The sequence below is a fragment of the Brevibacterium pigmentatum genome (assembly GCF_011617465.1).
In the GTDB taxonomy this organism is placed as follows: domain Bacteria; phylum Actinomycetota; class Actinomycetes; order Actinomycetales; family Brevibacteriaceae; genus Brevibacterium; species Brevibacterium pigmentatum.
The window spans coordinates 244,110-268,032 of the sequence record NZ_CP050153.1 but is presented as its reverse complement, the minus strand read 5'-3'; the positions used below and the strand labels follow the sequence as shown (position 1 = coordinate 268,032).

General features: G+C 64.2%; 20 protein-coding genes. 8 read left to right on the top strand and 12 right to left on the bottom strand.

Annotated features, from left to right (window positions below):
- The gene (locus tag GUY30_RS01195) at positions 1–1,242 is read right to left on the bottom strand and encodes a CaiB/BaiF CoA transferase family protein (protein ID WP_167193406.1); all 1,242 of its coding nucleotides are present in this window, start codon (positions 1,240–1,242) and stop codon (positions 1–3) included.
- Positions 1,243–1,388: 146 nt separating this feature from the next.
- On the opposite strand from GUY30_RS01195, the gene GUY30_RS01190 reads away from it, so the two are divergent.
- From GUY30_RS01190 to GUY30_RS01175, 4 genes are all read left to right on the top strand, one after another.
- Positions 1,389–2,087, top strand: a complete 699-nt coding sequence (locus tag GUY30_RS01190) for a GntR family transcriptional regulator (protein ID WP_167193404.1) — start codon at positions 1,389–1,391, stop codon at positions 2,085–2,087.
- A 267-nt stretch (positions 2,088–2,354) separates the two neighbouring features.
- On the top strand, positions 2,355–3,377 hold the full coding sequence (locus GUY30_RS01185; RefSeq protein ID WP_167193402.1) for a DctP family TRAP transporter solute-binding subunit: 1,023 nt from the start codon (positions 2,355–2,357) through the stop codon (positions 3,375–3,377).
- Entirely contained in the window at positions 3,377–4,021 is a 645-nt protein-coding gene (locus GUY30_RS01180; protein WP_167193400.1) for a TRAP transporter small permease, read from the top strand. The genes GUY30_RS01185 and GUY30_RS01180 overlap by 1 nt, the downstream gene beginning before the upstream one ends.
- Positions 4,021–5,304 (top strand): TRAP transporter large permease, encoded by a 1,284-nt coding sequence (locus GUY30_RS01175; protein WP_167193398.1) that lies wholly within the window; start codon positions 4,021–4,023, stop codon positions 5,302–5,304. Before GUY30_RS01180 ends, GUY30_RS01175 begins: the two co-directional genes overlap by 1 nt.
- Before the next feature lie 147 nt (positions 5,305–5,451).
- Here GUY30_RS01175 and GUY30_RS01170 read toward each other — a convergent pair whose 3' ends face one another.
- Positions 5,452–6,015: a dihydrofolate reductase family protein gene (locus GUY30_RS01170; protein ID WP_167193396.1), complete on the bottom strand. Its 564-nt coding sequence runs from the start codon at positions 6,013–6,015 to the stop codon at positions 5,452–5,454.
- Positions 6,016–6,136: 121 nt separating this feature from the next.
- Here GUY30_RS01170 and GUY30_RS01165 point away from each other — a divergent pair, with 121 nt between their 5' ends.
- Positions 6,137–7,153, top strand: coding sequence for an aldo/keto reductase (locus GUY30_RS01165; RefSeq protein WP_167193394.1), 1,017 nt, complete (start codon positions 6,137–6,139; stop codon positions 7,151–7,153).
- Between the two features lie 46 nt (positions 7,154–7,199).
- Here GUY30_RS01165 and GUY30_RS01160 read toward each other — a convergent pair whose 3' ends face one another.
- From GUY30_RS01160 to GUY30_RS01115, 10 genes are all read right to left on the bottom strand, one after another.
- The gene (locus GUY30_RS01160; RefSeq protein WP_167193392.1) at positions 7,200–8,234 is read right to left on the bottom strand and encodes a helix-turn-helix domain-containing protein; all 1,035 of its coding nucleotides are present in this window, start codon (positions 8,232–8,234) and stop codon (positions 7,200–7,202) included.
- Between the two features lie 85 nt (positions 8,235–8,319).
- Positions 8,320–9,501, bottom strand: coding sequence for a methyl acetate hydrolase AcmB (locus GUY30_RS01155; RefSeq protein WP_167193390.1), 1,182 nt, complete (start codon positions 9,499–9,501; stop codon positions 8,320–8,322).
- Positions 9,502–9,511: 10 nt separating this feature from the next.
- Positions 9,512–10,471: an alpha/beta hydrolase gene (locus tag GUY30_RS01150; protein WP_208091460.1), complete on the bottom strand. Its 960-nt coding sequence runs from the start codon at positions 10,469–10,471 to the stop codon at positions 9,512–9,514.
- Positions 10,472–10,565: 94 nt separating this feature from the next.
- On the bottom strand, positions 10,566–11,825 hold the full coding sequence (locus GUY30_RS01145; RefSeq protein ID WP_167193389.1) for an Nramp family divalent metal transporter: 1,260 nt from the start codon (positions 11,823–11,825) through the stop codon (positions 10,566–10,568).
- Positions 11,826–12,167: 342 nt separating this feature from the next.
- Complete coding sequence (locus tag GUY30_RS01140; RefSeq protein WP_167193387.1) at positions 12,168–12,638, bottom strand: carboxymuconolactone decarboxylase family protein; 471 nt, start codon at positions 12,636–12,638, stop codon at positions 12,168–12,170.
- An 8-nt stretch (positions 12,639–12,646) separates the two neighbouring features.
- Positions 12,647–13,021: a GNAT family N-acetyltransferase gene (locus tag GUY30_RS01135; protein ID WP_167193385.1), complete on the bottom strand. Its 375-nt coding sequence runs from the start codon at positions 13,019–13,021 to the stop codon at positions 12,647–12,649.
- Positions 13,022–13,080: 59 nt separating this feature from the next.
- Positions 13,081–14,136, bottom strand: a complete 1,056-nt coding sequence (locus GUY30_RS01130; protein WP_167193383.1) for a pirin family protein — start codon at positions 14,134–14,136, stop codon at positions 13,081–13,083.
- Positions 14,137–14,209: 73 nt separating this feature from the next.
- Entirely contained in the window at positions 14,210–14,707 is a 498-nt protein-coding gene (locus GUY30_RS01125; RefSeq protein WP_167193381.1) for a MarR family winged helix-turn-helix transcriptional regulator, read from the bottom strand.
- A 235-nt stretch (positions 14,708–14,942) separates the two neighbouring features.
- Positions 14,943–17,273 carry an MMPL family transporter gene (locus GUY30_RS01120; protein ID WP_167193379.1) on the bottom strand — a complete coding sequence of 777 codons (2,331 nt, stop codon included), beginning with the start codon at positions 17,271–17,273 and terminating at the stop codon, positions 14,943–14,945.
- 9 nt (positions 17,274–17,282) lie between these two features.
- Positions 17,283–18,590 carry a PucR family transcriptional regulator gene (locus tag GUY30_RS01115; RefSeq protein WP_228281919.1) on the bottom strand — a complete coding sequence of 436 codons (1,308 nt, stop codon included), beginning with the start codon at positions 18,588–18,590 and terminating at the stop codon, positions 17,283–17,285.
- Between the two features lie 20 nt (positions 18,591–18,610).
- On the opposite strand from GUY30_RS01115, the gene GUY30_RS01110 reads away from it, so the two are divergent.
- The 3 genes from GUY30_RS01110 (at position 18,611) to GUY30_RS01100 (ending at position 23,753) form a co-directional block, all read left to right on the top strand.
- Positions 18,611–20,698 (top strand): hydantoinase/oxoprolinase family protein, encoded by a 2,088-nt coding sequence (locus GUY30_RS01110; RefSeq protein ID WP_208091459.1) that lies wholly within the window; start codon positions 18,611–18,613, stop codon positions 20,696–20,698.
- Positions 20,699–20,708: 10 nt separating this feature from the next.
- Positions 20,709–22,682 (top strand): hydantoinase B/oxoprolinase family protein, encoded by a 1,974-nt coding sequence (locus tag GUY30_RS01105; RefSeq protein WP_167193373.1) that lies wholly within the window; start codon positions 20,709–20,711, stop codon positions 22,680–22,682.
- A gap of 150 nt (positions 22,683–22,832) precedes the next feature.
- Positions 22,833–23,753 (top strand): carbon-nitrogen hydrolase family protein, encoded by a 921-nt coding sequence (locus GUY30_RS01100; protein ID WP_167193371.1) that lies wholly within the window; start codon positions 22,833–22,835, stop codon positions 23,751–23,753.
- The last annotated feature ends 170 nt before the right edge of the window (positions 23,754–23,923 follow it).

Sequence of the window (23,923 nt, the reverse complement as noted above, 5' to 3'; positions counted from 1 at the left end):
TCAGATCACCCCATCGTTGCGCAGTTCGCCGATCGTCTCGGCATCCATCCCCAGCTCGCCGAGGATGGACTCCGAATTCTGCCCCACCGCCGGGATCGGTTCCATGCGATGGCCCACTCCGGACATCTCGACCGGGGGCGCGAGCATAGAGATCGGTCCAGCGGGGGTATCGACATCGTGCCAGCGGTGGCGTTCGGTCAGCTGCGGATGGTCGGCGATCTCGCTCATATCGCGCTGCCGGGAGTGGGCGACCGCTGCCTGCTCGAGCAGAGCGTCGCAGGCTTCGCCGGTGAGCGCGGAGAAGGCTCGCTCGATGATCTCCTGAAGCTCGTGTCGGTGGGCGTAGCGGTGAGCGGCACGGTCGAAGCGTTCGTCGGTGACCATATCGGGACGGTCGAGGACCTGGGTGGCGAAGCGTTCCCATTCGCGTTCGTTCTGGATCGCGAGCATGATCTGTGTGCCGTCGCCGCAGGTGAACGCACCGTAAGGGGCGATGGCGGCGTGGGAGGTGCCGGCGCGGGTGGGGCGGGTGCCGCCATAGCGGGTGAAGTAGAGGGGGTAGCCCATCCATTCGACGAGGGAGTCGAAGAGGCTCGTCGACAAGGTGGCGCCAACACCGGTGCGCTCACGGTTGTACAGAGCGGTGAGGATGCCGGAGTACGTGTACATTCCCGCGGCGATGTCTGCCGTCGAGATTCCCGTCTTCGCGGGGAACTCCTCTGTTCCGGTCACGGAGACCAGTCCTGCCTCGGCCTGCACAAGTGCATCGTAGGCTTTCGCATCTTTGTACGGGCCGTCCGTTCCGTATCCGGAGATCGAGGCGTGGATCAGCCGAGGGTTGATCGACCGAAGGTCTTCGGCACCGAGGCCGAGTCTCTCTGCCGCGCCGGGCGCGAAATTCTGGATGAAGACATCCGCCGAGGCGATGAGCTCGTGCAGGATCTTCAGTCCGTCGGGGCTCTTGAGGTCGAGTGCCAGGCTCTCTTTGTTGCGGTTGATCCACACGAAGTGGCTCGAGAGTCCATTGACCGTCGTGTCGTATCCGCGGGCGAAGTCGCCGACGCCTGGGCGTTCGATCTTGATGACCCGGGCTCCGAGGTCGGCAAGCTGGCGTGAGGCGAAGGGGGCGGCGACAGCCTGTTCGCAGCTGATGACAGTGATGCCGGACAGCGGCAGGTTCGAGGCGGTCGCGTCGTCCTGGCCCGCGGGGCTCGGTACGGACGTCGGTGCAGCAGTGGCCATCGGCCCTCCACGACGAGGTGTGAAACGTTGACATCCACATCATACATATCTTCACAGATAATGCATTCTTTAGTCTCAGCGGATGCCCGAGCCTGTAGACTGGCACCACCGAGACATGAAACTGACACCCCAACAGCGGGTGACGCATGAACGAAAGGCATCGGGTGGATCAGGAGTCGGCATCGACCAAACGGGACGTCATCGTCCTCGGCCTGCGCCGAAAGATCCTCTCTCGCGAGCTCGATCGCGGCGAACGACTGCGACAGGATCAGGTCGCCGACTGGTTCAATGCCTCCATCACCCCCGTCCGCGAGGCCCTGCGGATCCTCGAAGCCGAGGGTCTCGTCACCTCCGAAGCTCACCGCGGCGTGCGCGTCGCCGGCGTCGATGTCGACCGTCTCAAATCCCTCTTCGTCACCCGAAAGCTCACCGAGACCTTCGCAATCGCCCGTGCGACCACGCGGATCTCCCGGCACGAGCTGCGCCAGGCCGAGCGTCTGCTCGAGGCCCTCGACGAGGCGAGCGCCGACGGTGATTCACTGGGGCGCAACACCCGCAACGAGGAGTTCCACTTCTTCTTCTACGACCGCTGCGGAATGCCCGCGCTGCGCGACGACATCGCTGCACGCTGGCGAGCATTCCCGTGGGATCTCACCCTCGACAGTCCAGAGCGGCTCGATCAGGTGCATGCCGAACATCAGTCGATCGTCGACGCCGTCCGCTACGTCGATCCGGACGCGGCGGCGCGCCACCTCGGCGATCACATCACGAACGGCTTCCTTCGCCTGGCCGAGTCGACGACCGGTCAGGCAGTCTCCGACCCCTTCGACTTCGACGCGGACTGACTGCCTCAGTACGGACCGTGGTCGCCACTCCTCCGGGATCCACACCCGGGAAGCCACTCCCCGACAAATAATGCATTATTTGACGGATCATATTGGAAATTGGCGTAAAGTCCTCTAGGCTCGTGAACGGTCGATCGAGAACATGACTCGGCACGAACTCCCCGCACGGCAATGAACGGCCGTCGTCTTCGGTGAGCTCGTCCGCACACAGACACTCCCGATCGGCTTCGCCCCTGGCCAACCAGACTGGAGCTGACGATGACGTCAATGAGACGACCGAGGTGGAAGCCGCTCATCGCGGGCCTCTCGATAAGCCTCCTGCTGCTGAGCGGATGCAATCCCGCACGCAGCGGAGACCAACAGAAATTCGAACTGCGCTTCGCCCATGTCACCTCGGTGGGCACACCGAAGGGACTGGCCGCAGACTTCTTCGCCGAACAGGTCGAAGAGAAGTCCGGCGGCCGCATCGAAGTCGAGGTGTTCCCGAACTCGGAACTCTACGGCGATAAGGACGAGATGCAGGCCATCCAGTCCAATGCCGTGCAGATGCTGGCTCCGGCTAGCGCGAAGTTCACGACGATCGCGCCGAGCCTGCAGGTTCTCGACCTGCCGTTCATCTTCGACGAACCGGACGAGATCCCCGAAGTCGCCAGTCCCGATACCGAGATCGGCAAGGCCATCTACGCGAACCCCGATCTCGAGGAGAACGGGCTCAAGGTCCTCGGTCTGTGGGATTCGGGCATGAAGCAGATCCACTCCAACAACAAAACTCTGAAGCCCGAGGACATGAAGGGCAAGAAATACCGCATCCAGCCCTCGGACGTGCTGCGCACCCAGTTCGAGAATTGGGGTGGGATTCCGACTCCGCTCGCGTTCGCCGAGGTCTACAGCGGACTGCAGCAGGGACTAATCGACGGAGGCGAGAACACCTACTCGAACATCCAGTCGCAGAACATGCACACGGTCCAGAAGTACGTGACGGAACTCGATCACGGCTACATCGGCTACATCCTCACGGTGAACAAGCGCTGGTACGACGACCTGCAGACCGCAGTCGACGAAGCCGCCGATGAGGCCAGCGAGTTCAACCGCAAGGAAGCTCAGAAGGTCAACGAAGAGTCGAAGAAGACCATCGAGGAATCCGGCGGCACGGAGATCGTCATCCCGAGCAAGGAAGAGCGCCAAGCTTTCAAGGACATGGTCGTGCCGTCCGAATACGAGAAGTACCGCGATGTCATCGGTCCTGAGGTCGTCGACGAACTTCTCAAGCGCAATGAGGAACGGGGCTGATGATGAAGACCTTCGACACGTACCTCAGTCGGCTCGAGAACGTTCTCGCCGGCGGCTGCCTCATCGCGGCCACGGCCCTGGCGGTCTTCGCCGTGCTTCTGCGCAATATCACCGGTGACGTCCTCTTCTGGTCCGAAGAGGCGGTCATCTACCTCATCATCTTCTCGACGTTCTTCGGCGCGGTGGTCACCCTGCGCCACAACGAGCATGTGGCCGTCGACATCATGCCAGCGCTGCTCAAGGGCAAGGCGAAGAAGTTCTTCGTCGTCCTCGGCGGCTTGGCCACTCTGGTCTACGCCGGCTTCATCGCCTACCTGTCGTGGGCGCTCATCACCGAACCGTTCTCACGGACGACGATCACCCCGGCGCTCAAGCTGCCGCTGTGGGTCGTCGAACTCTCACTGGCTGTGGGGATGACTCTGTTCTTCATCCGAGCGGTGGAAATGACCATCCGAGCCCTGCGCACTCCTGCGACAGAGCTCGACAAGGATGTCCTCGCCGAGGAGGCCGCCGCCGTCGGCATCGATGTTGAGGACCTCGCGATCGTCGATGACGGAAGCGACCGCGCGAACCGCGCGGACGGGGACAACGGGAATGACCGCCTCGGCGATGGCGGGACCGAAGAGAAGGGAGGCGATCGCTGATGTTCGAAGCAACCATCGTCCTCGTCGTCGTTCTCATCGCACTGCTCGTCACCTCGGCGCCCATCGCAGTCGCCCTGGGCCTGACCAGCCTCGTCTACTTCTACTACTTCACGCTCATTCCGATGACCCAGGTCTCGGAACGTCTATTCAATGCACTCAATTCGTTCCCGCTCATGGCGATCCCATTCTTCATTCTCGCGGCGAACATCATGTCCCGCGGTGGGATCTCGAGGCGGCTGACCGACTTCGGTGCGGCTATGGTCGGCCATCTGCGCGGCGGTATGGCGATCACCACGGTGCTCGCGTGCATGTTCTTCGCCGCGGTCTCCGGTTCCTCACCGGCCACGGTCGTCGCGGTCGGTGCGCTGATGATTCCGGCGATGATCAAGAACGGGTACCCGAAGGAATTCTCCACGGGACTCGTCGCCACCTCGGGGTCGTTGGGCATCCTCATCCCGCCGTCGATTCCGCTCATCGTCTTCGGCATCGCCACCGAGCAGAACATCGGCGACCTGTTCCTCGCAGGCGTCCTGCCGGGCATCCTCGCCGGTGTGATGCTGTTGGGGATGGCTGTCTTCGTCGCCTGGAAGAAGGGCTACGGTCACGCCGGGGTCGGCTTCCGGATGTCGAACAAAGACAAACTCAAGGCATTCCGGGATGCGATCCTTGCGCTGGCGCTGCCATTCCTCGTCCTCGGCGGAATCTACTCCGGATGGTTCACCCCCACCGAGGCGGCCGCCGTGGCCGTCGCGTATTCGCTGGTCGTGTCGCTGCTCATCTACCGCGAGATCAAGATCTCGCAGCTGTGGGAGGTCACTCTCGCGTCAGTGAAGACCTCGGCGATGGTCATGTTCATCATCGCCAACGGCATCCTCTTCACCTTCGTGCTCGCCAGCGAGCGGATTCCCGGACAGATCTCGACGACGATCACCGAATGGGACCTGCAGCCGTGGCAGTTCCTCATCCTCGTCAACATCCTGCTGCTGTTCGTCGGCTGTGTGATGGAGACATCCTCGGCGATCCTCATCCTCGCCCCGATCCTGCTGCCGATCGCGATGGAGCTGGGCATCGACCCGATCCACTTCGGCATCATCGTGGTGATGAACCTCGAGATCGGCATGATCACACCGCCGCTTGGTCTCAACCTGTTCGTCGCCTCCGGCATGTCGGGTATGAGCGTCGTCGGAGTGGCGAAGGCCGCGATCCCGAGTGCGCTGGTGCTGCTCGCGGCACTCGCACTGGTCACGTTCGTGCCGTTCTTCGCCACGGCGTTCGTGGGGTGAGCGTGTAAGTCAGAGCGAGCCGCGCGATTCGATTGGGACCGCGGGCCGGGTCGGGGCACAGTGAGTGCAGTCGACCTGGCCCGCGGTTTTCTGTCTCCGGAGGTCTCTGTCACAAGTGACAGTGAGTCGTCGCTCGCCGCAGACGGCCTATTCGGATGCGCGAAACGTCGGCCCATCCACGACGCGGTAGGTGGTCTGCACCATTCCGCCGTCGAGGACCTCAGTCCGGACGTGTTCCAGGTCGACATCGCCGCCGAGCGGACCGAACAGTGATGGCCCATCGCCGATGAGCACGGGTACGTAGGAGAGCGTGATCTCGTCGACAAGTTTCGCAGCTAAGAACCAACGAATGGTCTCCCCGCCATCGGCATAGACCCTCCGACGACCATCTCTCTGCAATGCGTCGATGGCGGATTCGGGGCTGCGGTGCACGGTGATTCGAGAGTCGACATCCGGTGGGAGGGTCGTGCTGATCACGTGGATCGGGCGGTCGAGGTACGGCCAGTCTTCGTAGGCTGCGATGGCTTCAAAGGTCCTCCGCCCCATCACCAAGGAATCAACCGACTCGAGGAACGGAGTGAACCCCGCGTCTCCGGCAGCTGCGCCTCGGCTGGTCAGCCACTCCAAGTCCCCGTCGGGCCGCGCTATTCGCCCGTCGACGCTCAACCCGAGGAAGACTACGGCGCGGAGAGACTGCTCTGACCCGGACATGCGTCCAAGTGTCTCAACGACGCGCAGTGACATTCAATAGAGAACGGTCCCAGATCGATGAACAGTGAGTTCGCCGCCACCTCTTGACGACGAGCGCACTCACAGTCGTAGGTTGGGGGCCATGACTCTCCTCAACGACTTCGAGGTCTCTCCCATCGGCTTCGGCTGCATGGCACTGTCCCACGTCTACGGCGGCACCACCGACGACGATGCCCGCGCCACACTCGGCAAAGTCGTCGACGCCGGCATCACTCTGCTCGACACTGCCGACGTCTACGGCGAACCTCGCGAGGACGCCACCGGTCCTGCTGGAACGAACGAGGAGATGCTCGCTCCGTTCCTCGCCAAGCGCCGCGATGATGTCCAGCTCGCCACGAAATTCGGCATCACCGGGTTGCGCACGCTCTCCGACGGATCGACGAAACGCACCGACGGACGACCCCAATACGCGCACCAAGCGTGCGATGCTTCGCTGCGCCGCCTCGGCGTGGATTCGATCGATCTCTACTATCTGCATCGGCCGGACCCCGACGTTCCCATCGAGGACACGGTCGGGGCGATGGCCGAACTGGTCGCGGCCGGCAAGGTCGCGCACATCGGCCTGTCCGAGGTCACCGCGGACGAGCTGCGCCGCGCCCACGCGATCCACCCGATCACCGCGGTCCAGTCCGAATGGAGCCTGTGGTCGCGCGACGTCGAAGACCACGTCGTGCCCGCCTGCGCCGAGCTCGGGATCGGGTTCGTCCCGTACCGCCCGCTGGGTCGCGGATTCCTCACCGGCACCCTGACCAAGGATCAGGTGGCCGGCGATGTCCGCGGCGGAACCGCGCGCATGGGTGAGGCGTGGGATGCCAACCAGCGGATCCTCTCAACCGTCGCCGAGGTGGCCGACCGTCACCGTGCGACCAACGCTCAGGTGGCGTTGGGTTGGCTTCTTCACCGTGCGGCAGAGATGGGTGTCAGTGCAGTGCCGATTCCGGGCTCGCGCAAGCCCGAACGCAGTCTGGAGAACCTCGGCGCGCTCGACCTGCGAATCGACGCTGAGGCCATGAGTCCACTCGATGAGATCCGCACCCTCGTCGAAGGCGGCCGCAACATCGTCGACAATCCGAAGTGGATCAGTTCCGGACGGGAGTGAAGGAGGAGCGCCGCCAGTCGCTCACCCGACAGCGGCCAAGAACCCCTCACCCCACGGGCCCCGGAAGTTCAAGCACTCGGGAATTGCGAAGCCGCCACCGGAGCACGCTGATGCCCAACCTGGTGCGGTTGTAGCCCGACAGCGGGTCGTAGCCGAGGCAGCGTTCGATCTGCTCGGCCCGGCTCTGCACCGTGCTGTGGTGCAGACCGAGGTCGCGGGCCGCCTGCCTGATCGTCGGTGCTTCGAGGAGCACGCGCACCGTGGACTCTGCCCACGGCGAGTCCATGATCTCGTCGATCAGCGCAGCGTCCGGATCGGTTGTGTCAGATGATTCGGCGAGCAGTTCGACGAGCCCACCGAAGTTTTCCGCCCGCACGAGCCCTTCCTCGGGCGGGCGGCTGAGCCGCAGTGCCACCACGGCTGCCCGAAGTGACCGCGGCAATTCTCCGATCGACCCGGACGGCCCCAGTCCGGCCGGTGTCACGGCGATACCCTCGGTGTCGTCGGTCACGATGACCACCTGCAGAGTGCCATGTTCGCTGGTGATGACATCGGTGGGACCGGCGGGTCGTTTCTCAAAGACGGCGAACAGCGGGGCCGCGAGGACTCGATATCCCGAACCAGGCGTCAACCCGAGGCGAACCGCGGCAGCACTCCGGTCTTCGGGCGTCGCAGCAGGATCGAGGGCGAGCGCCACGTCCCGCGGGGTCTCCAGCTGTTGCCGTTCGAGACCGAATCTCACGCCGATGGCCAGGCCGAATCTCTCAAGGATGAGTTCATCGTTGGGCAAGGCAACGTCCTCCCGCTCGAGCCAGACCTCGGAATCGTTCGGCAGGGACAGGGCGGCCACCTCGGCGGGTCGGTCTCCCGGAATCGAGACTCCGCCTGAATCGACCCTCAGCTGCCTGCTCCCGTCCCCACTGCGAAAGCCGGCCGGGCAACCGGCCAGAGCCGCGGCCGCAGAGGCGAGGGCATGGGAATTGACCTCGCCGGCCATGAGTTCGTCGAAGCAGGCGATGACGCGCAGACCCAGGCTCGCCTCGGGATCGAGCTTGGCAATCCTGCCGAGCAGCTCCTGCACGTCACCACCTCCTCGTTCGTCCGTCGGTCGACGATTGGCTGTCCACGATTGTCGCCCGACGGTCGCGATTCGCCTCGGTCGCGAATCAGCCTTTCAGAGCATCGTAGACTGCCGTCTCCATCTCGAGGTACCCACCGACGGATTCGGGGTCGGCGAAGGGGAAGATCTGTGTGGCCCAGTACCCGCCGATCTTGTTCTGTCGGTCGAACCAGTAGTAGAGGTTGGCAAGACCCGCCCATGCGGCGGCGCCGGCCGGGCGTCCGGTCGGGGCGTCCTCCTCGTTGATCATGAACGTGTATCCCCAGGTCTTCGGCATGCCGGGGAAGAACTCCGCATCGTTGGACAAGCTCGGGATGACTCCGGGCAACAGTTTCACCCGAAGATCGCCGAGGTGGTTCTGCGTGGCCATGTCCACCGTTTCGGGGCGGAGGACGACGGTTCCGTCGTCAGCTGCTCCGTCGTTGAGCCACATCCTGATGAACTTCAGATAGTCATCGACGGTTGAGAAGAGTCCGTGGCCGCCCATCTCCACCTCCGGTTCGGGCAGCATGAAGTCGGTCGCCGCGAGTTCGCCGTCGGTGCGCTGGTGCATCGTGGCCTGCCGCTCCTGCATCGACGCGGTCGGACGGAAGGTGCTGTCGTCCATGCCCAGCGGTTCGAGGACTCGGGTGCGCATCGCCTCACCCAGAGTCTTTCCGGTGATGCCTTCGATGACCTGGCCGACCCAATCCATGTTCGACCCGTACTCCCACTGGGTGCCGGGATCGAACAGCAGCGGAGTCTCCAACGCCTTCCTGGTGGCGGTGACGATGCTCGGCTGGCCGTGTTCGCGGGCGAGTCGTTCGTACTTCTCGTTGAAGAAGTCGTAGCCGAAGCCGGCGGTGTGCAGCAGCAGCTGTTTGGTGGTCGGTTCGCTGGCGGGTGCCCGGAGGATCGGTTCTCCGCCGTCGTCGAAGCCGTCGATGACCTGCACGTCGGCCAGTCCTGGGGCATAGTCCTTCGCCGGGGCGTCGAGGTCGAGTTCTCCCGACTCCACCAGCTGCAGTGCCACGGTGCCGGTCAGGGCCTTCGTCGTGGAGAAGATCATGAACACGGAGTCCGTGGTCATCGGCTGCGAATCGTCGAGGGAGCGGACTCCTGCAGCAGTGAGACTGATGGTCTCCTTGTCGGTGGTCACTCCGGCGACGACGCCTGGGACGCCGCCGCTGTCGACGGTCTTCGTGGCCACGCGGACAACTGCGTCGTTGACAGCTGTGTTCTCAGACATGATGTTCCTTTCAGTCGGCCAGGAGCTTCTCGATCCAGGCCATTCGGGTGCTGATCATTCCTTGCGCAAGGTGTGTATGGGCGGCGAAGATGTCGAAGGCGTGGAAGCCTCCGGGCCACACGTGCAGCTCCGCTTCGCTGCCGTCGTTCCAGAGGGCCGAGGCGTAGGCGACGGCTTCGTCCCGGAAGATCTCGGCCGAGCCCACGTCGATGTACGCGGGCGGCAGATCGGTGAGGTCGTTGGCACGCGATGGTGCGATGTAGGGCGAGACCGCCTCGGTGCGGTAGTCATCGCCGAGCATCGCCTGCCATCCGGTTTCGTTGCTCACTCGATCCCAGACGCCGATGCCGTCGAACTGATGGGTCGACGGTGTGATGCCTCGGTCGTCGAGCATCGGGTAGATGAGCAGTTGGCCCTTGAGCTTCGGTCCGTGCCGGTCGCGGGCCGCCAGCGCCATTCCGGCGGCCAGTCCCCCTCCGGAGCTGGCTCCGGCGACGATGAGTCGGGCGCGGTCGACGCCGAGGGTGTCGGCGTTCTCTGCCGTCCACAAGAGCGCGGCGTACATGTCCTCACGCGCATAGGGGTCCTGGAACTCGGGCGCCAGGCGGTATTCGGGGCAGATGAGGATCGCACCGATCTTCTCGACCCAGTCGAGGTTGAGGCCGAGCGCGCTGAAGCGATCGCCGAACATCAGCCCGCCGGAGTGGGCGTAGACGATCGTCGGTCGTCGTCCGATGTCCCCGGATCGTCTGAAGACGGAGACGGTGATGTCCTCGCCGAGGTGGCCCGGCACCTGATATTCGGAATGTTCGACCCGACGGCCGCTGAGAGTCTCCGCCAGCGGCTCCGAGGCGTACGAGACTCGCATGAAGTCGATGAGCGAAGGAGTGATGGTCGGCGGAAAGACCCCGCCGATGACGGACAGACTCGCGGCGAGCTCCGTGTCGAATCGTGACCGTCGTTGTGTCATGTCACCAAGTATGCCGACCCCGGCACCGCGGCACTACCGCCAGACCATCGAGCTTTTCGCGCAGTCACCCGACAGTTGTCGGGTGCGCCTCACTTCACCCGATGAACCCCATCACCGACTCCTTGACCTGGAGGATCGCCAAGAATCCGAAGAGTGCCAGGCACACGGTGAGCAGCAGATTCGACCACCACGTGTTGCGCAGGCCGGCCGGCACGGATCCGCGGTTGAGGATGACGAGCAGGGCGAGCGCGAGCACCGGCAGGATGAACGCGCTGATCGCAGCGTAGACGAGCACGAGGGTGACGGGCTTGCCGAGCCCCATGATCACCAGCGTCGCCACGGACAGGTAGACGAGCGCGCCGCGGAACTCGACCGACTTCGCCGACATGTCGAAGCGCGCCTCGTCCTGGTGCGGGTAACGCCTGAGCACTCGCAGGCAGTCGGCGGTGACGTAGGCGATGCCGGAGAATCCGCCGAGCACGCTCGTGTACACCACGGCGAGGAAGCTGATGAGGAAGACCATCCGTCCGACGTCACCGATGCGGCTGACTAGACTGTCGGCGATCGCGAACAGTGAGTCGTTGTCCGCGATCGTGAAGCCCTGGCCGTAGAGGATGAAGGCCCCGACCGCACTCATCGCCACGGCGAAGACGAAGACGAGGCCGTAGCTGATGACGAGGTCGAGGCGGACGACGGGTTTCCAGTCCGGACTCCGCCAGGACTTCTCCCGGATCCAGAACGAGTACGCGAGGATGCCGGTCGCCCCGCCGACGCCGCCGATGAGCGACATGACCGTGATGATGGACGTGTTCGGGAACGGCGGGACCACGGTTTCGGCGGCGACCTGTTGGGCGCCGTCACCTTGGAAGACGGAGATTGCGAGCGCGATGATGCCGAAGAACATGATGATCCCGAAGCCCATCATCGCCTTTTCGACGAGACCGTAGCGGCCGATGCCCACCAGCACCGAGGCCGAGAGCAGCACGACGACGGCCGTCGGCCAGAACGGAAGCACCGGGAAGATCGCCTGGAGGATGTTCGTCGTCACCGCAACGACGCCGGCGCCGAAGAAGAGCCCGACGAGCAGTTCGGCGATGAGGAAGAGCACCGGGAAGGTCCGCCCGCCGAAGCCGGTGAGGTGGGACAGCAGCGACCGGTCCCCGCTCATCTGCAGCCGGGAGACCGCCTCGGAGAGCACGAACTTGAGCACGATGCCCACCGTGAAGACCCAGATGAGCGCCAGTCCGTATTCGGCACCGGAGTTCATCGTCGTGATCATGTCCGATGCGCCGACGCTGGCGAGCGCGAGCACAATTCCGGGTCCGATGAGCCGCAGGCGTCCTCCGAAGGTCACCGGCGCCGAGGTGGCCCCGTCGGTGGTCGTCGATGTGGGAGGTGGACATAGGCGGGCTCCGGTCGTTCAGGCTCAGCGGTCGGGCAACGGTCGGGTTCAAGTGTGACTGATCGGCAGCCCTCCGGGACGAGCAGTCTCAACAACCGGGCCCGATGCCCTCCCTGTCGGTGGCATTCGGCGCAGCAGCCGTGGGCCATGGCACGGCCAGCCTGAGCCCGCAGGATCTGCAGATGTGGCGGGGCGTCTCGCCGCGATCCGCGCGGACGATGACAAGCAGGTCCTCAACTGAGGCCCGCCGAGTCCAACCGCTCGGTCGACCGCACCCAATCGGCCGGCAGACGCTCAGTCCTGCTGAGCTCCGAACACCGGGTGGTCGCTGGCGATCGAGATGCGGTTGAACGCGTTGATGAGGATGATCGACCACTCGATCGCCGAGATCTGCTCGGTTGTCAGATGCTGGGCCGCGTCCGCGGCGATCTGGTCGCGATCGGCGGCCTTGTCGAGCACGGTCAGCGACTCAGCGAGGGTCAGGGCCGCGAACTCCTGATCGGTGAAGATCTCAGCCTCGTGCCAGCTGGGCAGCACGTCGAGCTTGAGCTGAGAGATCCCGGCATTCCGTGCGGCCGGAGCATGGATGCTCAGGCAGGTGCGGCAACCGTTGATCTGCGAGACCCGCGTGTTGACGAGCTCGATGAGCCCGTCATCCAGGCCCGCAGTGCGTGACGCCTTCCGCGATGCCGCGGCCGCCTGGGCCATGGCTTTATAGTTCTCCGGGTGGATCTTGTCGATGAAGGGGCGACTCGCGTTGCTCATCGACCCGCTCACGCCTGGCTTTTCACGATGTCGATGTCGGCGCCGGTGGCGTTGCGGTACTTCCCGCCCTGTGCCGTGTAGTCGTCGCCGGCCTCCTGGAGCTTCTTGACGAAGAGCGGGCACACGGGCACCACCGTGATTCCGCGTTCGCGGGAATCATCGAGCGCTTCGGCGACGAGGAACTTCGACAGTCCGCGACCGCCGAACTGCTCGTCGACGACGGTGTGGTGGAAGATGCGTTCGGTCTCCGGGTCGGGACCGGGCAGAAAATACGCGTGGCCGGCGACGGTGCCGTCGGCGACGGCGATGTCATAGGACCGGGTGGCCTCGTTGATCGACACGGTCACCTCGGCGCCGGTCTTGTCCTCGAATGTCTTCACCATGGCGATAACCCTTTCGTCGTGCTCTGCTGGTACTGGGTGGAGCGGAATTCGGCACGGCTCTATTCCGCGGGTCCACCTTGGACCTGGGGCGGCGGATTCTTCCGCGGTCTGATCGTGACGTCGGGCAGCCTCGGCGCGGGAAGCCTCCCCATGCCGTCGGCATTGCGGCCGGGCCCACCCTTCCCGACGTAGCCGTCGACGACGCCGAAGCGGTCACCTTCGGCCTGCCATTCCTCACGGTAGGCCGCGATCTCTTCATGGGTGCGGCCGACGAAGTTCCACCACATGACGATCTCTTCGGGGAACGGTTCGCCGCCGAGGAGGATGAGTCGGGCGGGTTCGTCGCTGCGGTTGGCGATGCTTAGCTCTTCAACACCGGTGCCCGTGTAGCCGACCGCCGCGACGGGCAGGTCGACGTTCTCCAGGGCGATATCGCCGGAGTCGACGAGGACGCCGTGCTCGAATCTCGGATTCACGGGCAGGTCGATGCTCGCACCGGGGTCGAGGCGGATCTCGGCGCCGAGCAGCGGCGAATGAGTCTGCACCGGAGACTCCGTTCCCCAGAGTTTTCCGAGGAAGACGAGCATCTCTCCGCCGGCGAAGGAGATAGGGGCGGGTTCGAAGTGCTCGAATTCGCGTTCGGGCTGGTGGCGGGTGGCCTCGGGCAGGGCCAGCCACAGCTGGACCCCGTGGAGGGTCGTGGTCTCCTCGGTCGAGACCTCGGAGTGGCAGATGCCGGCGCCGGCGGTCATGAGGTTGACCTCGCCTGGCATGACGAGGCCGGCGTTGCCGCCGGAGTCGATGTGCTGGATGGCGCCTTCGAACAGCCAGCTCACGGTCTGCAGTCCGGTGTGCGGGTGCGGAGCGACGTCCATGCCGCCGGTGACCGAGACATCGGCGGGTCCGTAATGGTCGACGAAGCACCAGGGGCCGATGAGGGAGCGCTGCCGCTGCGGCAGGGTGCGGCGCACGATCATCGCCCGTGGACCGCCGAGCGGAACCTCACGGGAGGTGATGATCTCAACCGCGGAACGCCCCTGCTGGTCACAGGCCGGCCCGGGCAGTCCCCCGGCCTTGCAGACCACTTGATCGGGGCGGGTCTCAACGTTGCTCATGGCCTCAGCCTAGCCGTCTTCGACAGGCGCGGGGAGGGGGACAGTTCCGCGCGAATGCCGCTCGCCCGCTCCCCTACTCGACCGGGCAGATCTTCGAGACGAGCTCGAAGATCACGTCGGCCTCGGCATCCGTGAGCCCGGCGAAACTGGCGAAGATGATCTCCGCATTCGTCGCGGCCGCCTCGTCGCAGAGCCGCAGTCCTTCCTCGGTCAGGGCGACGAGCACCCCGCGCTGATCCTCCGGGTCGGGCTCTTGCGTGACCAAGCCACGATCCTCGAGCTTGCCGAGCAATCGACTGAGCGCGCTGCGGCTGATCACGAGGCTGCGCAGCAGGTCTCGATGGCGCACCTGGGCCTCGGGTCGGGCGTTGATGAGCACGTCGAACTCGTTCACGGTCAGCCCGTGCCGTGTCCGGAACTCGTGTACGAACCTCGTATAGAAGTCCTGATACTTCTCCATCATCAGACGCCAGGCCGCGATCTTGATTGGGCCGTTCTGCCTGATCATGCTGCTCACCGGAGTCGTCTTGTCCATCGGTCCGCCCCCGCTCGTCGATGTGTCATGCCACACTTTTGTTGCATAGTCAACAGAATAGTAGTTCAATGATATAACTGGCCCCAGATTCGGGGCCCGTCGACCACCCCTCGGCGTCAGTACCCGGCACATCCCCAACGTACCCCCGGCTGGAGAGATTGAGCAGAGTCGCCCGGACTCCGGTCTCACTCCGGGGGTATCGTGTTGCCGCCGTCGGCCCTTCATCATCGGTTCGACCTCGCCGAGGCGGCTCGCCCGATCCCCGCCCGGCTCAGTCTTGCGGGATCCGCTTCCGCCACGGCCACCACACTCCGCGTCCGATGTCGTAGACGAGCGCCGGGACGACGAGCGAGCGCACGAGGATGGCGTCGAGCAGCACGCCGAAAGTGACGATGAAGGCGAGCTGGACGAGGAACATCACCGGGATGACGGCGAGCGCGGCGAAGGTCGCGGCCAGCACGATTCCCGCCGAGGTGATCACCCCGCCCGTGGAGACAAGTCCCTTGAGCACGCCGGCCCGGGTTCCCAGACGCAGCGATTCCTCGCGCACCCTGGACATGAGGAAGATGTTGTAGTCGATGCCGAGCGCGACGAGGAAGACGAACGCATAGAGCGGCACCGAGGGGTCTGCTCCGGAGAACCCGATAACGTCGTTGAACACGAGCGCGGAGACTCCCAGCGCAGTGCCGAAGGACAGGACGGTCAGCGCCACGAGCAGCAGCGGTGCCAGCAGGGACCGCAGCAGCAGGATGAGCACGATCGTGACCACGACGAGGATGAGCGGGATCGCCAAGGCCCGGTCCGCCTCGGCGGTGGTGTTCGTGTCGAGGTCGACCGCGGATTCCCCGCCGACGAGGGCCTCCCGGTCGATGTCGTGCACAGCCTCGCGGATCTCGGTGACTGCGGTTTCGGCTTCGTCCGAATCCGCGACCGACTTCAGCGTCGCTTCCAGCAGGACATTGCCGTCGACCTCGGTGGGGGCCGGCGTCTCCGGCTGACCGGACCCGCCCGATCCTGCCCCGTTCGGCATTCCGCGCGGTGGGTCGATCTCTCCGTCCGTGCCGATGGACAGCGTCCCGCTCGGTGAATCATTGGCGACCACGGTCATCGATTCGACCCCGCCGAGGCGACCGACCGCCTTCGCGGCATCGTTGAGCTCATCTTTCGCCACGACGATCTGTGCCGGGGACCCGGAGCCGCCGGGGAAATGCTTGGCCAGGATGTCCTGGCCGTCGCGGGCTTCGGAGTCGCCGAGGACGAAGTCGGACTGTGGGACTCCCTCGGCCTTGAACTGCGGGAGGGCGAGCAGCGGGATGGCGAGGATGATGACGAGCGTGACCCAGATGCGGCGCGGATGGTCGGCAACCGCCTCGGAGATGCGGGCCCAGATCCCGCGCTTGGGTGTGGCCGTTTCTGCCTGGACGCGCGGCAGGAAGGGCCAGAACGCGGCGCGGCCGATGATCATCAGTGCGGCGGGCAGGAAGGTCAGGGCCGCGAGCATCGCCACGACGATGCCGATCGCGGCGACGGGGCCGAGCGCTCTGGTTGAGGCGAGGTCGGTGAGCAGGAGGACGAGGAGCCCAGCGATAACGGTGCCGCCGGAGGCCGCGATCGGTTCGAGGACACCCTTGAGGGCGCTCAGACCGGCTCTGACTCGGTCGGACTCATGGAGGAGTGCGTCGCGGAACCGGGCGACGACGAGGAGGGAGTAGTCCGTGGTGGCGCCGACGACGAGGATGAAGAGAATGCCTTGGACCTGCCCGTTGATCAGGAGGATACCGGCATCGGCGAGATGCCAGACGATGAAGATCGAGGCGGCAAGAGCAGCGACCGAGGTGAAGAGGACGATGACGGGCAGCAGCGGTGACCGGTAGACGATGATGAGGATGACGAAGACCGCGATGAGCGCGACGAGCAGGAGGATGCCGTCGATGCCGGCGAAGGCTTCGGAGAGGTCGGCGGAGAATCCCGCCGGACCGGTGACGTGGACGTCTGCCACGGTGGTCGGGGCTTCGGCGGCCTGATCCGGGGTCATATCGGCGGCAGACGCGGTCGGGAAGACCTTGCCGATCGCGCTTCTGATGGACTCGACATCATCGGACGTCGTCGCCTGTGAGACCGGGAGGATGAGCTGGAGGGCCTCGCCGTCATCGGAGGGAATGGCCGGCGAGGGATCGGCGGCCAGCAGCTCATCATCTTCGAGCGTCTTCGTCAGCTCATCGAGCCGGGACCGGTCGTTGTCGGTGACTCCGTCGCTGTTCTCGAGCACGACGATGGCGGGAACGTAATCGAGGTCGCTGAACTTCTCGATCTGGTCCTGGGCGCGAGTGGACTCCGCGGATTCGGGGAGGAACGATGAGCGGTCGTTCGTGGCGACCTCGGAGATCTTGCCGAAGTACGGACCTCCGACACCGGAGATGCCGACCCAGGCGACGAGGAGGACGGCGAAGAGTGCGAGCAGTGCCCCACGGCCGCGGACGGGACCCTTGGGGTGCTGTTTGGGCGCGGCAGCTGTGTCGGCGCCGTTTACGTCGTCACCGGCGGGACCCCCTCGGCGAGGGTCGGGGTTCGGCGGCGTCGAGGTCAGGAGGTGACGGGGCATGGTCTCAGCCTACGCGTGTTCGGCGGAATCGAGACATTGCAGTGCGAGGACGATTTCTGCGGCCGTCCGTGGATCGGTGAGGCGTGCGCCCAATACCTTCTCGATCTGCCCGATTCGGTAACGAACAGTGTTCTCGTGCACATGCAGCCGACCTGCAGCCTCAGAAATGTTGCCGCCGCTTTCCACGTAGGTGCGCAGTGTGGTGGAAGTTTCGGGCTTGGTCACTATCGGGTTGAGGAAAGCAGCGACGAGGCGGCGGTCGAATCGTGAACTCATGCGGGCCGCCGCCCATTCGATCGGGCGCATGCGATCGACGAAAGCGAACTTCGTACCTCGCACTGAGCCAAGCGCCACGTCCGCCGTCTGCAGCATCTCCGGTACCTGACTGAGTGCCGTGAAGAGTCCGGAGACCCCGACTCCGAGAAGACCTGGAGTATCCAGGCGGCCCTCGATATCGAAGTCCCCCGAGCACACCACGGTCTGGTCGATCGCCGATGCTCCATACCCAGATTCCCTGATGACGAGTCCGCCTCCAGGAGGCAGAGCCGGTCGCGCTGACTCGGAGTCCGCAGTGTCGAGACGAATCCGCACGGCTCGAATCGGCTCGTAGGCGACGAATCCGAAGCTCTCGAGGAGCCGCCACAGCGCCGGTTCACGTCCCGGTGAGACTCCAGCTTCCAGATCCCGCAGAACTCGGACCGATTCCTCCCGCCGATTGCTGATCGAGAACGATTCGAAGCCCTCGAAAGCCCGCAATAACTTGGACAAGACGTCGAGGATCCGCCCACCGGCTGCGCCGTCCTCTCTTTCCACCAACTCATCATCGTGCACTGCGACGACAATGATGTGGTTACGACTGCGAAGACGAACGGCCTGAGCGTGAACGTGCCAGCGTCCGATTGTTGCTGCCTTCGGTTCGCCCCACCGTGCACTGTCAGCGTCCGTGACGACTTCATCGTGTATCCACTGAGAGATGAGATGAGTCGGCGCCGAACCGACCGATCGGACGACCTCTCCGAGCTCGTTGACGACGAGTCCCGCACCTCTGCAGATTCTCGCGGCACGCAGAAGGGTCGACTCGAGGGGATCTGCGGAGTTGAGACCGCTCATCAGCTCGTCGAAGATCTGCTCTCGGGTCAGCGAATTTCGGTTCGAACACATCTGCGTCTCTCCTTGGCGTCGCCATTGCCGACACACCGGCGGGCCGGCTTCCAGCAACGATGATGAGCTTTTGTGATTTTCACAAATCCTACTGATTCTTCCTTCGTCTGCTCCATTGACCTGCCAGTGCGCCGAAAGCCAGTCTATGGAGAACACCTCAATCAAAGGAGATGACCGTGGCAGATCTACGCGTCGCAGTCGACGTCGGCGGAACGTTCACCGACATCTGCGTTTTCGACGAATCCACCCAGAAGATGAGGGTGACGAAAGTACCTTCGACTCCGGACAACCCGATGGAAGCCGTTCTCAACGGAGTGAAGCGAGCGAACATCGACCTCAGCCAGGTTGAACTCTTCTCGCACGGAACGACCGTGGCGACCAACGCGCTCATCACTCGTAGATTCCCCAAATCGGCGATGGTGACGACCAAAGGATTCCGCGATGTCATCGAGATCCGTGATGGCACGAAGGACGACCTGTGGGACGCGTACTCAGACGTCTCCGGTCCCTACATTCGTCGCCGCGACCGATTCGAAGTCACAGAACGCGTCGACTACGCCGGCAATATCGTCACCGAACTCGATGAAAATGAGGCCCGGAAGCTCGGGCGACTGCTGAAGAAGCGCGGAGCGACGACCATCGCCGTCTGCTTCATCAATTCTTATGCGAACTCCGCAAATGAGATCCGGATGCGAGAGATCCTCGCCGAGGAGCTGCCCGAGGCCAGCATCTCGACGTCGGCGGAAGTGCTGCCGGAGATCTTTGAGCACAACCGATTCAACACGACGGTTGCCAATGCCGTGCTCGGACCGCTGGTGTCCGGCTACGTCGAGCAGCTCGACAGCAGCCTGACCGACGACGGCTATGCCGGAGAACTGCTGCTGCTCCACTCCGGAGGCGGTTCGATGACATCGGAAATGGTCAAGAAATTTCCTGTCAGACTGGCGGCTTCGGGGATCGCCGCAGGAGCCATAGCCGCCCAGCACGTCGCCGAGCAGTGTGGGTACGACAATGCTGTCGGACTGGACATGGGCGGCACCTCGACAGACATCTCGCTCATCGCAGATGGTGAGCTGCGGGAGACGAACGAGTGGGAAGTCGAATACGGTCACCCCATCGTCTTCCCCAGCATCGAGGTGCTCACAATCGGAGCAGGCGGAGGATCGCTGGCACACATCGACATTGCCGGCTCACTGCGAAACGGCCCTCAGTCAGCGGGTGCCGACCCAGGTCCTGTCTGCTATCGACGAGGCGGGAAGGAACCGACGAACACAGATGCGAACCTCTGGCTCAACCGGCTGGGCACCGATCTCGCTGACGGCGAGATGACTCTGGACCGCGACAGCTCTCAGGCGGCAATCAAGGAGAAGATCGCCGACCCGCTCGGGCTCGACATCGACACCGCAGCCGAATCCATCGTCAAGGTCGCTAATGCAAACATGGCCGATGCGGTCCGTCTCGTGTCCATCCGCCGAGGCCTCGATCCGCGAGATTTCGCGCTCATCGCCTTCGGCGGAGCGGGCGCCCTGCACGGAGCGGATGTGGCTCGCGAACTCAACATCCCCTCGGTCATCGTCCCGCCCAGCCCGGGAGTCACCTCGGCGCTGGGATGCCTCCTCGTCGACATTCAGCACGACCTGTCGCAGATGTTCACCGGCGTCGCGGACTCCGCTGATGCCGAATCCGTCGAACAGCACTTCCGTGAGCTCGAGCTCGAAGGTCGAGATCGGCTGCGACATGAGAAGGTCCCTGACGAAGACGCGGTCTTCGAACGCGGGATCTCGATGCGCTATCACGGCCAGTGGAGGTCTTTGCAGGTGAAGATGGGATCGGGGCCGAATGCTCTGCGCGAGGCCGTCCAGCTCTTCCACGAGGAACACGAGAAACAGTACGCCTTCCGGCAGGACGACACCCCCGTCGAGATCTATCAGCTGCATCTCAAAGCGCTCGGCAGAACGCCGAAACCGACCTTCAAACCGACTCCGGTCAGCAGCAAGGAGCCCGGAGAGCCGATCGAGGTCCGCGATGTCTACTTCGACGGTCAGTGGCATGCGACGCCGGTCTACCAGCGCGAGAACCTGCCGTCGGGCGCGGCGTTCATCGGACCGGCGATTCTCAACCAGATCGATTCGACGACTGTCATCCCGCCGAATTCCTCGGCTGTGATCGACGAATGGTTCAACATCCGCATCGCACTGAACTCCGAGGCAGGCGAGCCGGCGCTGGCTTCCGCCTCCGAGAAAACGACACAGAACGGCCTGTGAGGAGAAACCCATGACCACAACGACGGAACAGTCGACGTCCACTCTCGACCCGGTGACCTTCGAAGTGCTGAAGAACGCCTTCGCCACCAGCGTCGACCTCATGAGCGAGCAGATCCTGCGGACCTGCTATTCGTTTGTCATCTATTCCCGCGACTTCTCGTCAGCTCTCTGCGACCGCTACGGAAACACCGTCATGCAGGGCAGTGCTGACATCGCCGTTCACGTCGGCACCCTGCATTTCCAGTGCAAGGCCGTCATGGAGGAGTTCGGTGACGACATCAACCCCGGCGACGTCTTCCTCATCAACGACCCCTACCGCGGCGGCACGCACTTCAACGATGTCAGCTTCATCCGTCCGATCTTCGCGGACGACGAGATCATCGGCTTCGCGCAGAACAAGGGGCATTGGGCCGATATCGGTGGATCCGTACCCGGCTCGTTCGATGTCTCGGCCAGTGAGCACTTCGGTGAGGGACTGCGCATCACCCCGTTGCGAGTGTGGCACAAGGGCCGGTTCCTCCACGATGTCGCGCAGCTGCTCGTATCGAACACTCGCGCTCCGGACCAGGCGCTCGGTGATCTCAACGCCCAGGCCGAAGCCACTGCTGTATGCGAACGTGAAGTGCTCCGCCTCGTCGACAAATATTCGAAGGACACGGTTCTCGACGCGATGCAGGAGACGCAGGACTATGTCTGCCGCACGGTCCTCGCCGGCCTCGGCGACCTGCCGAAGGGCGAGTGGGAGACCGTCGACTTCCTCGACGGCGACCCCGCCAAGGGTGAGGGTCTGGCTCCGATCCGGGTGAAGCTCACCCTCGACGGAACAGGCATCCACTACGACCTCACCGGCTCCGCCGAGGCGGTCTCAACCTTCCTCAACTCCGGCTACGGGACGACGTTCTCGGCGATCTACGCCGGCACGAAGACCTTCTTCCCCGAAGTTCCGCTCAACTCCGGGTTCTATCAGGCCGTGACGGCCGAGATCGGCGAGGAGGGAACGGTCGTCAATGCCGGTTGGCCGCACGCGGTGACAGGGTTCTGCTCGGGACCGTACGAGAAGGTCATGAACGCGATCTTCGAACTCTGGTCCCACATCATGCCCGAACGCGCGATGGCGTGTGCATTCAACCTCGAGTATCTGCTCGTCGGGGGACATGATGCCAGGACCGAATCGAGCCCGTACTTCATGTGGTACGACTGGATGGCCGGCGGCTGGGGCGGCCGATCGACGAAGGACGGCTCGTCGGCGACGTCACCGGTGTTCGGCACTGGTCTCGCTGTTCAGCCGGTCGAGGGCCAGGAACGACTGACCCCAGTGGTCACCACTCAGCACTCGATCAGTACCGACTCCGGCGGACCCGGCCGATTCCGCGGAGGCTGCGGCGTCAACAAGGGCGGCATCCTCACCGATGCGACCGGCGCCGTGATGAGCTACTGCTGCGACCGGGGCCGTTCGACGACGTGGGGCATCAATGGCGGATTGCCCTCGATCCCACACGGAGTCTGGCTCAATCCGTCGTCGGAGAACCCACGCTACTTGGGCGCCACATTCTCGAACGTAGCCATCAGCCCTGGTGACACGTTCGAACGCCCCAGCGCCGGAGGCGGAGGCTTCGGGGATCCGCTCGAGCGGAGCACAGCCGAGGTGCTCGAGGACGTCATCGACGGTTATGTCTCCATCGACCGTGCGACCAAGGACTACGGCGTGGTCGTCCGTGAGATCGATGCCGAACTCGATGAATACGAGATCGACGAGGCCGCGACAGCCAAGGAACGGGAACGGATCCGCTCCGAACGTGCATCCTGGCTGGACGCCGACCCCGCCGAGGTGGCCCGCCGTTACCGCGACGGCGAGATCACCGTCCACGACGTCATCCGCCAGTATGGCGTCGTCCTCGACTGGGGCACCGGTGAACTGCTCGAGAAGTCAACAGGACAGTTCCGCGACAGCATGCGGGCTCGGTCCGCTTCGTTCTGGAGCTGATGCCCCCTACTGAAAGAGCGCCCCGCGATTCGATACAGAATCGCGGGGCGCCCGTCCGTTCGAGGCGAGCGCTCCGGCTGTTTGACCTTTACTGTCAACCGTTCGACAGTTGAGCCAGGAGATTCCATCGAGCGAAGAGGGTCGAGCATTATGCGCACAGTGGCAGTCGTCCAGGCAGGTTCCGTTCCATTCGATGCCGAAGCGTCGGTCGACAAGGCGATCGCCAGGCTGAGGGAGGCCGCCGGCAACGGGGCCGAGCTCGTCGTGTTCCCCGAAGCATTCATCGGCGGCTATCCGAAGGGCAGCACCTTCGGTGCCCCCGTCGGGATGCGCACCGAGCAAGGTCGCGCGCAGTTCCAGCGGTACTTCGACGGAGCGATCGCCGTCGATGGCCCCGAGATGGGCAAGCTCGCCGAGGCAGCCCGCGAGGTCGGTGCCTTCGTCGTCATCGGCATCATCGAACGTTCCGGCAACACCCTCTATTGCACAGCCGTGATGGTCGACCCGGAACTCGGGGTCGTCGGCGCACACCGGAAGCTCATGCCCACCGGCACCGAGCGTGTGATCTGGGGTTTCGGGGACGGGTCGACCCTCGACACGATGGACACACCTTTCGGCCGAGTGGGCAGTGTCATCTGCTGGGAGAACTACATGCCGCTGCTGCGCCAGGCGATGTATGCCAAGGGAGTCGAACTCTACTGCGCGCCGACCGTCGATGACCGTCCGACGTGGACGGCGACGATGACGCATATCGCCTTAGAGGGCCGCACTCACGTGCTCTCGGCATGCCAGTTCATCACGAAGAGCGAATTCCCCGACGACCATCCCTTCGACGAAGAACTGCCCTACGGTGAGACCGCCATCCGCGGCGGCAGCGTCATCATCGCACCTACCGGCGAGGTGCTGGCCGGACCGGTCTACGAGGAGGAGACGATCCTCTACGCCGACATCGACCTCGGGGCCAAAACCCGTTCGCACCTCGACTTCGACCCGGTCGGCCACTACGCCCGGCCGGACGTCTTCGAGCTGCGAGTCGACACCCGTGCGAAAGGTTCCGTGTCGTTCGAGTGATGCGGCGGGCGGCCAATCACGAAGGCCGCTCGCGCCGCTCGACTCCGCGCCTGCCAGCCCGAGCTTCTGGCCGCATCACCTTTTGGACAGATCATCGGTTCGCAACCCGATGACCTGCCCAAAAGGTGATGACAGCCCGCACCTAACGTGATGTCGACTTGCAACTGAAG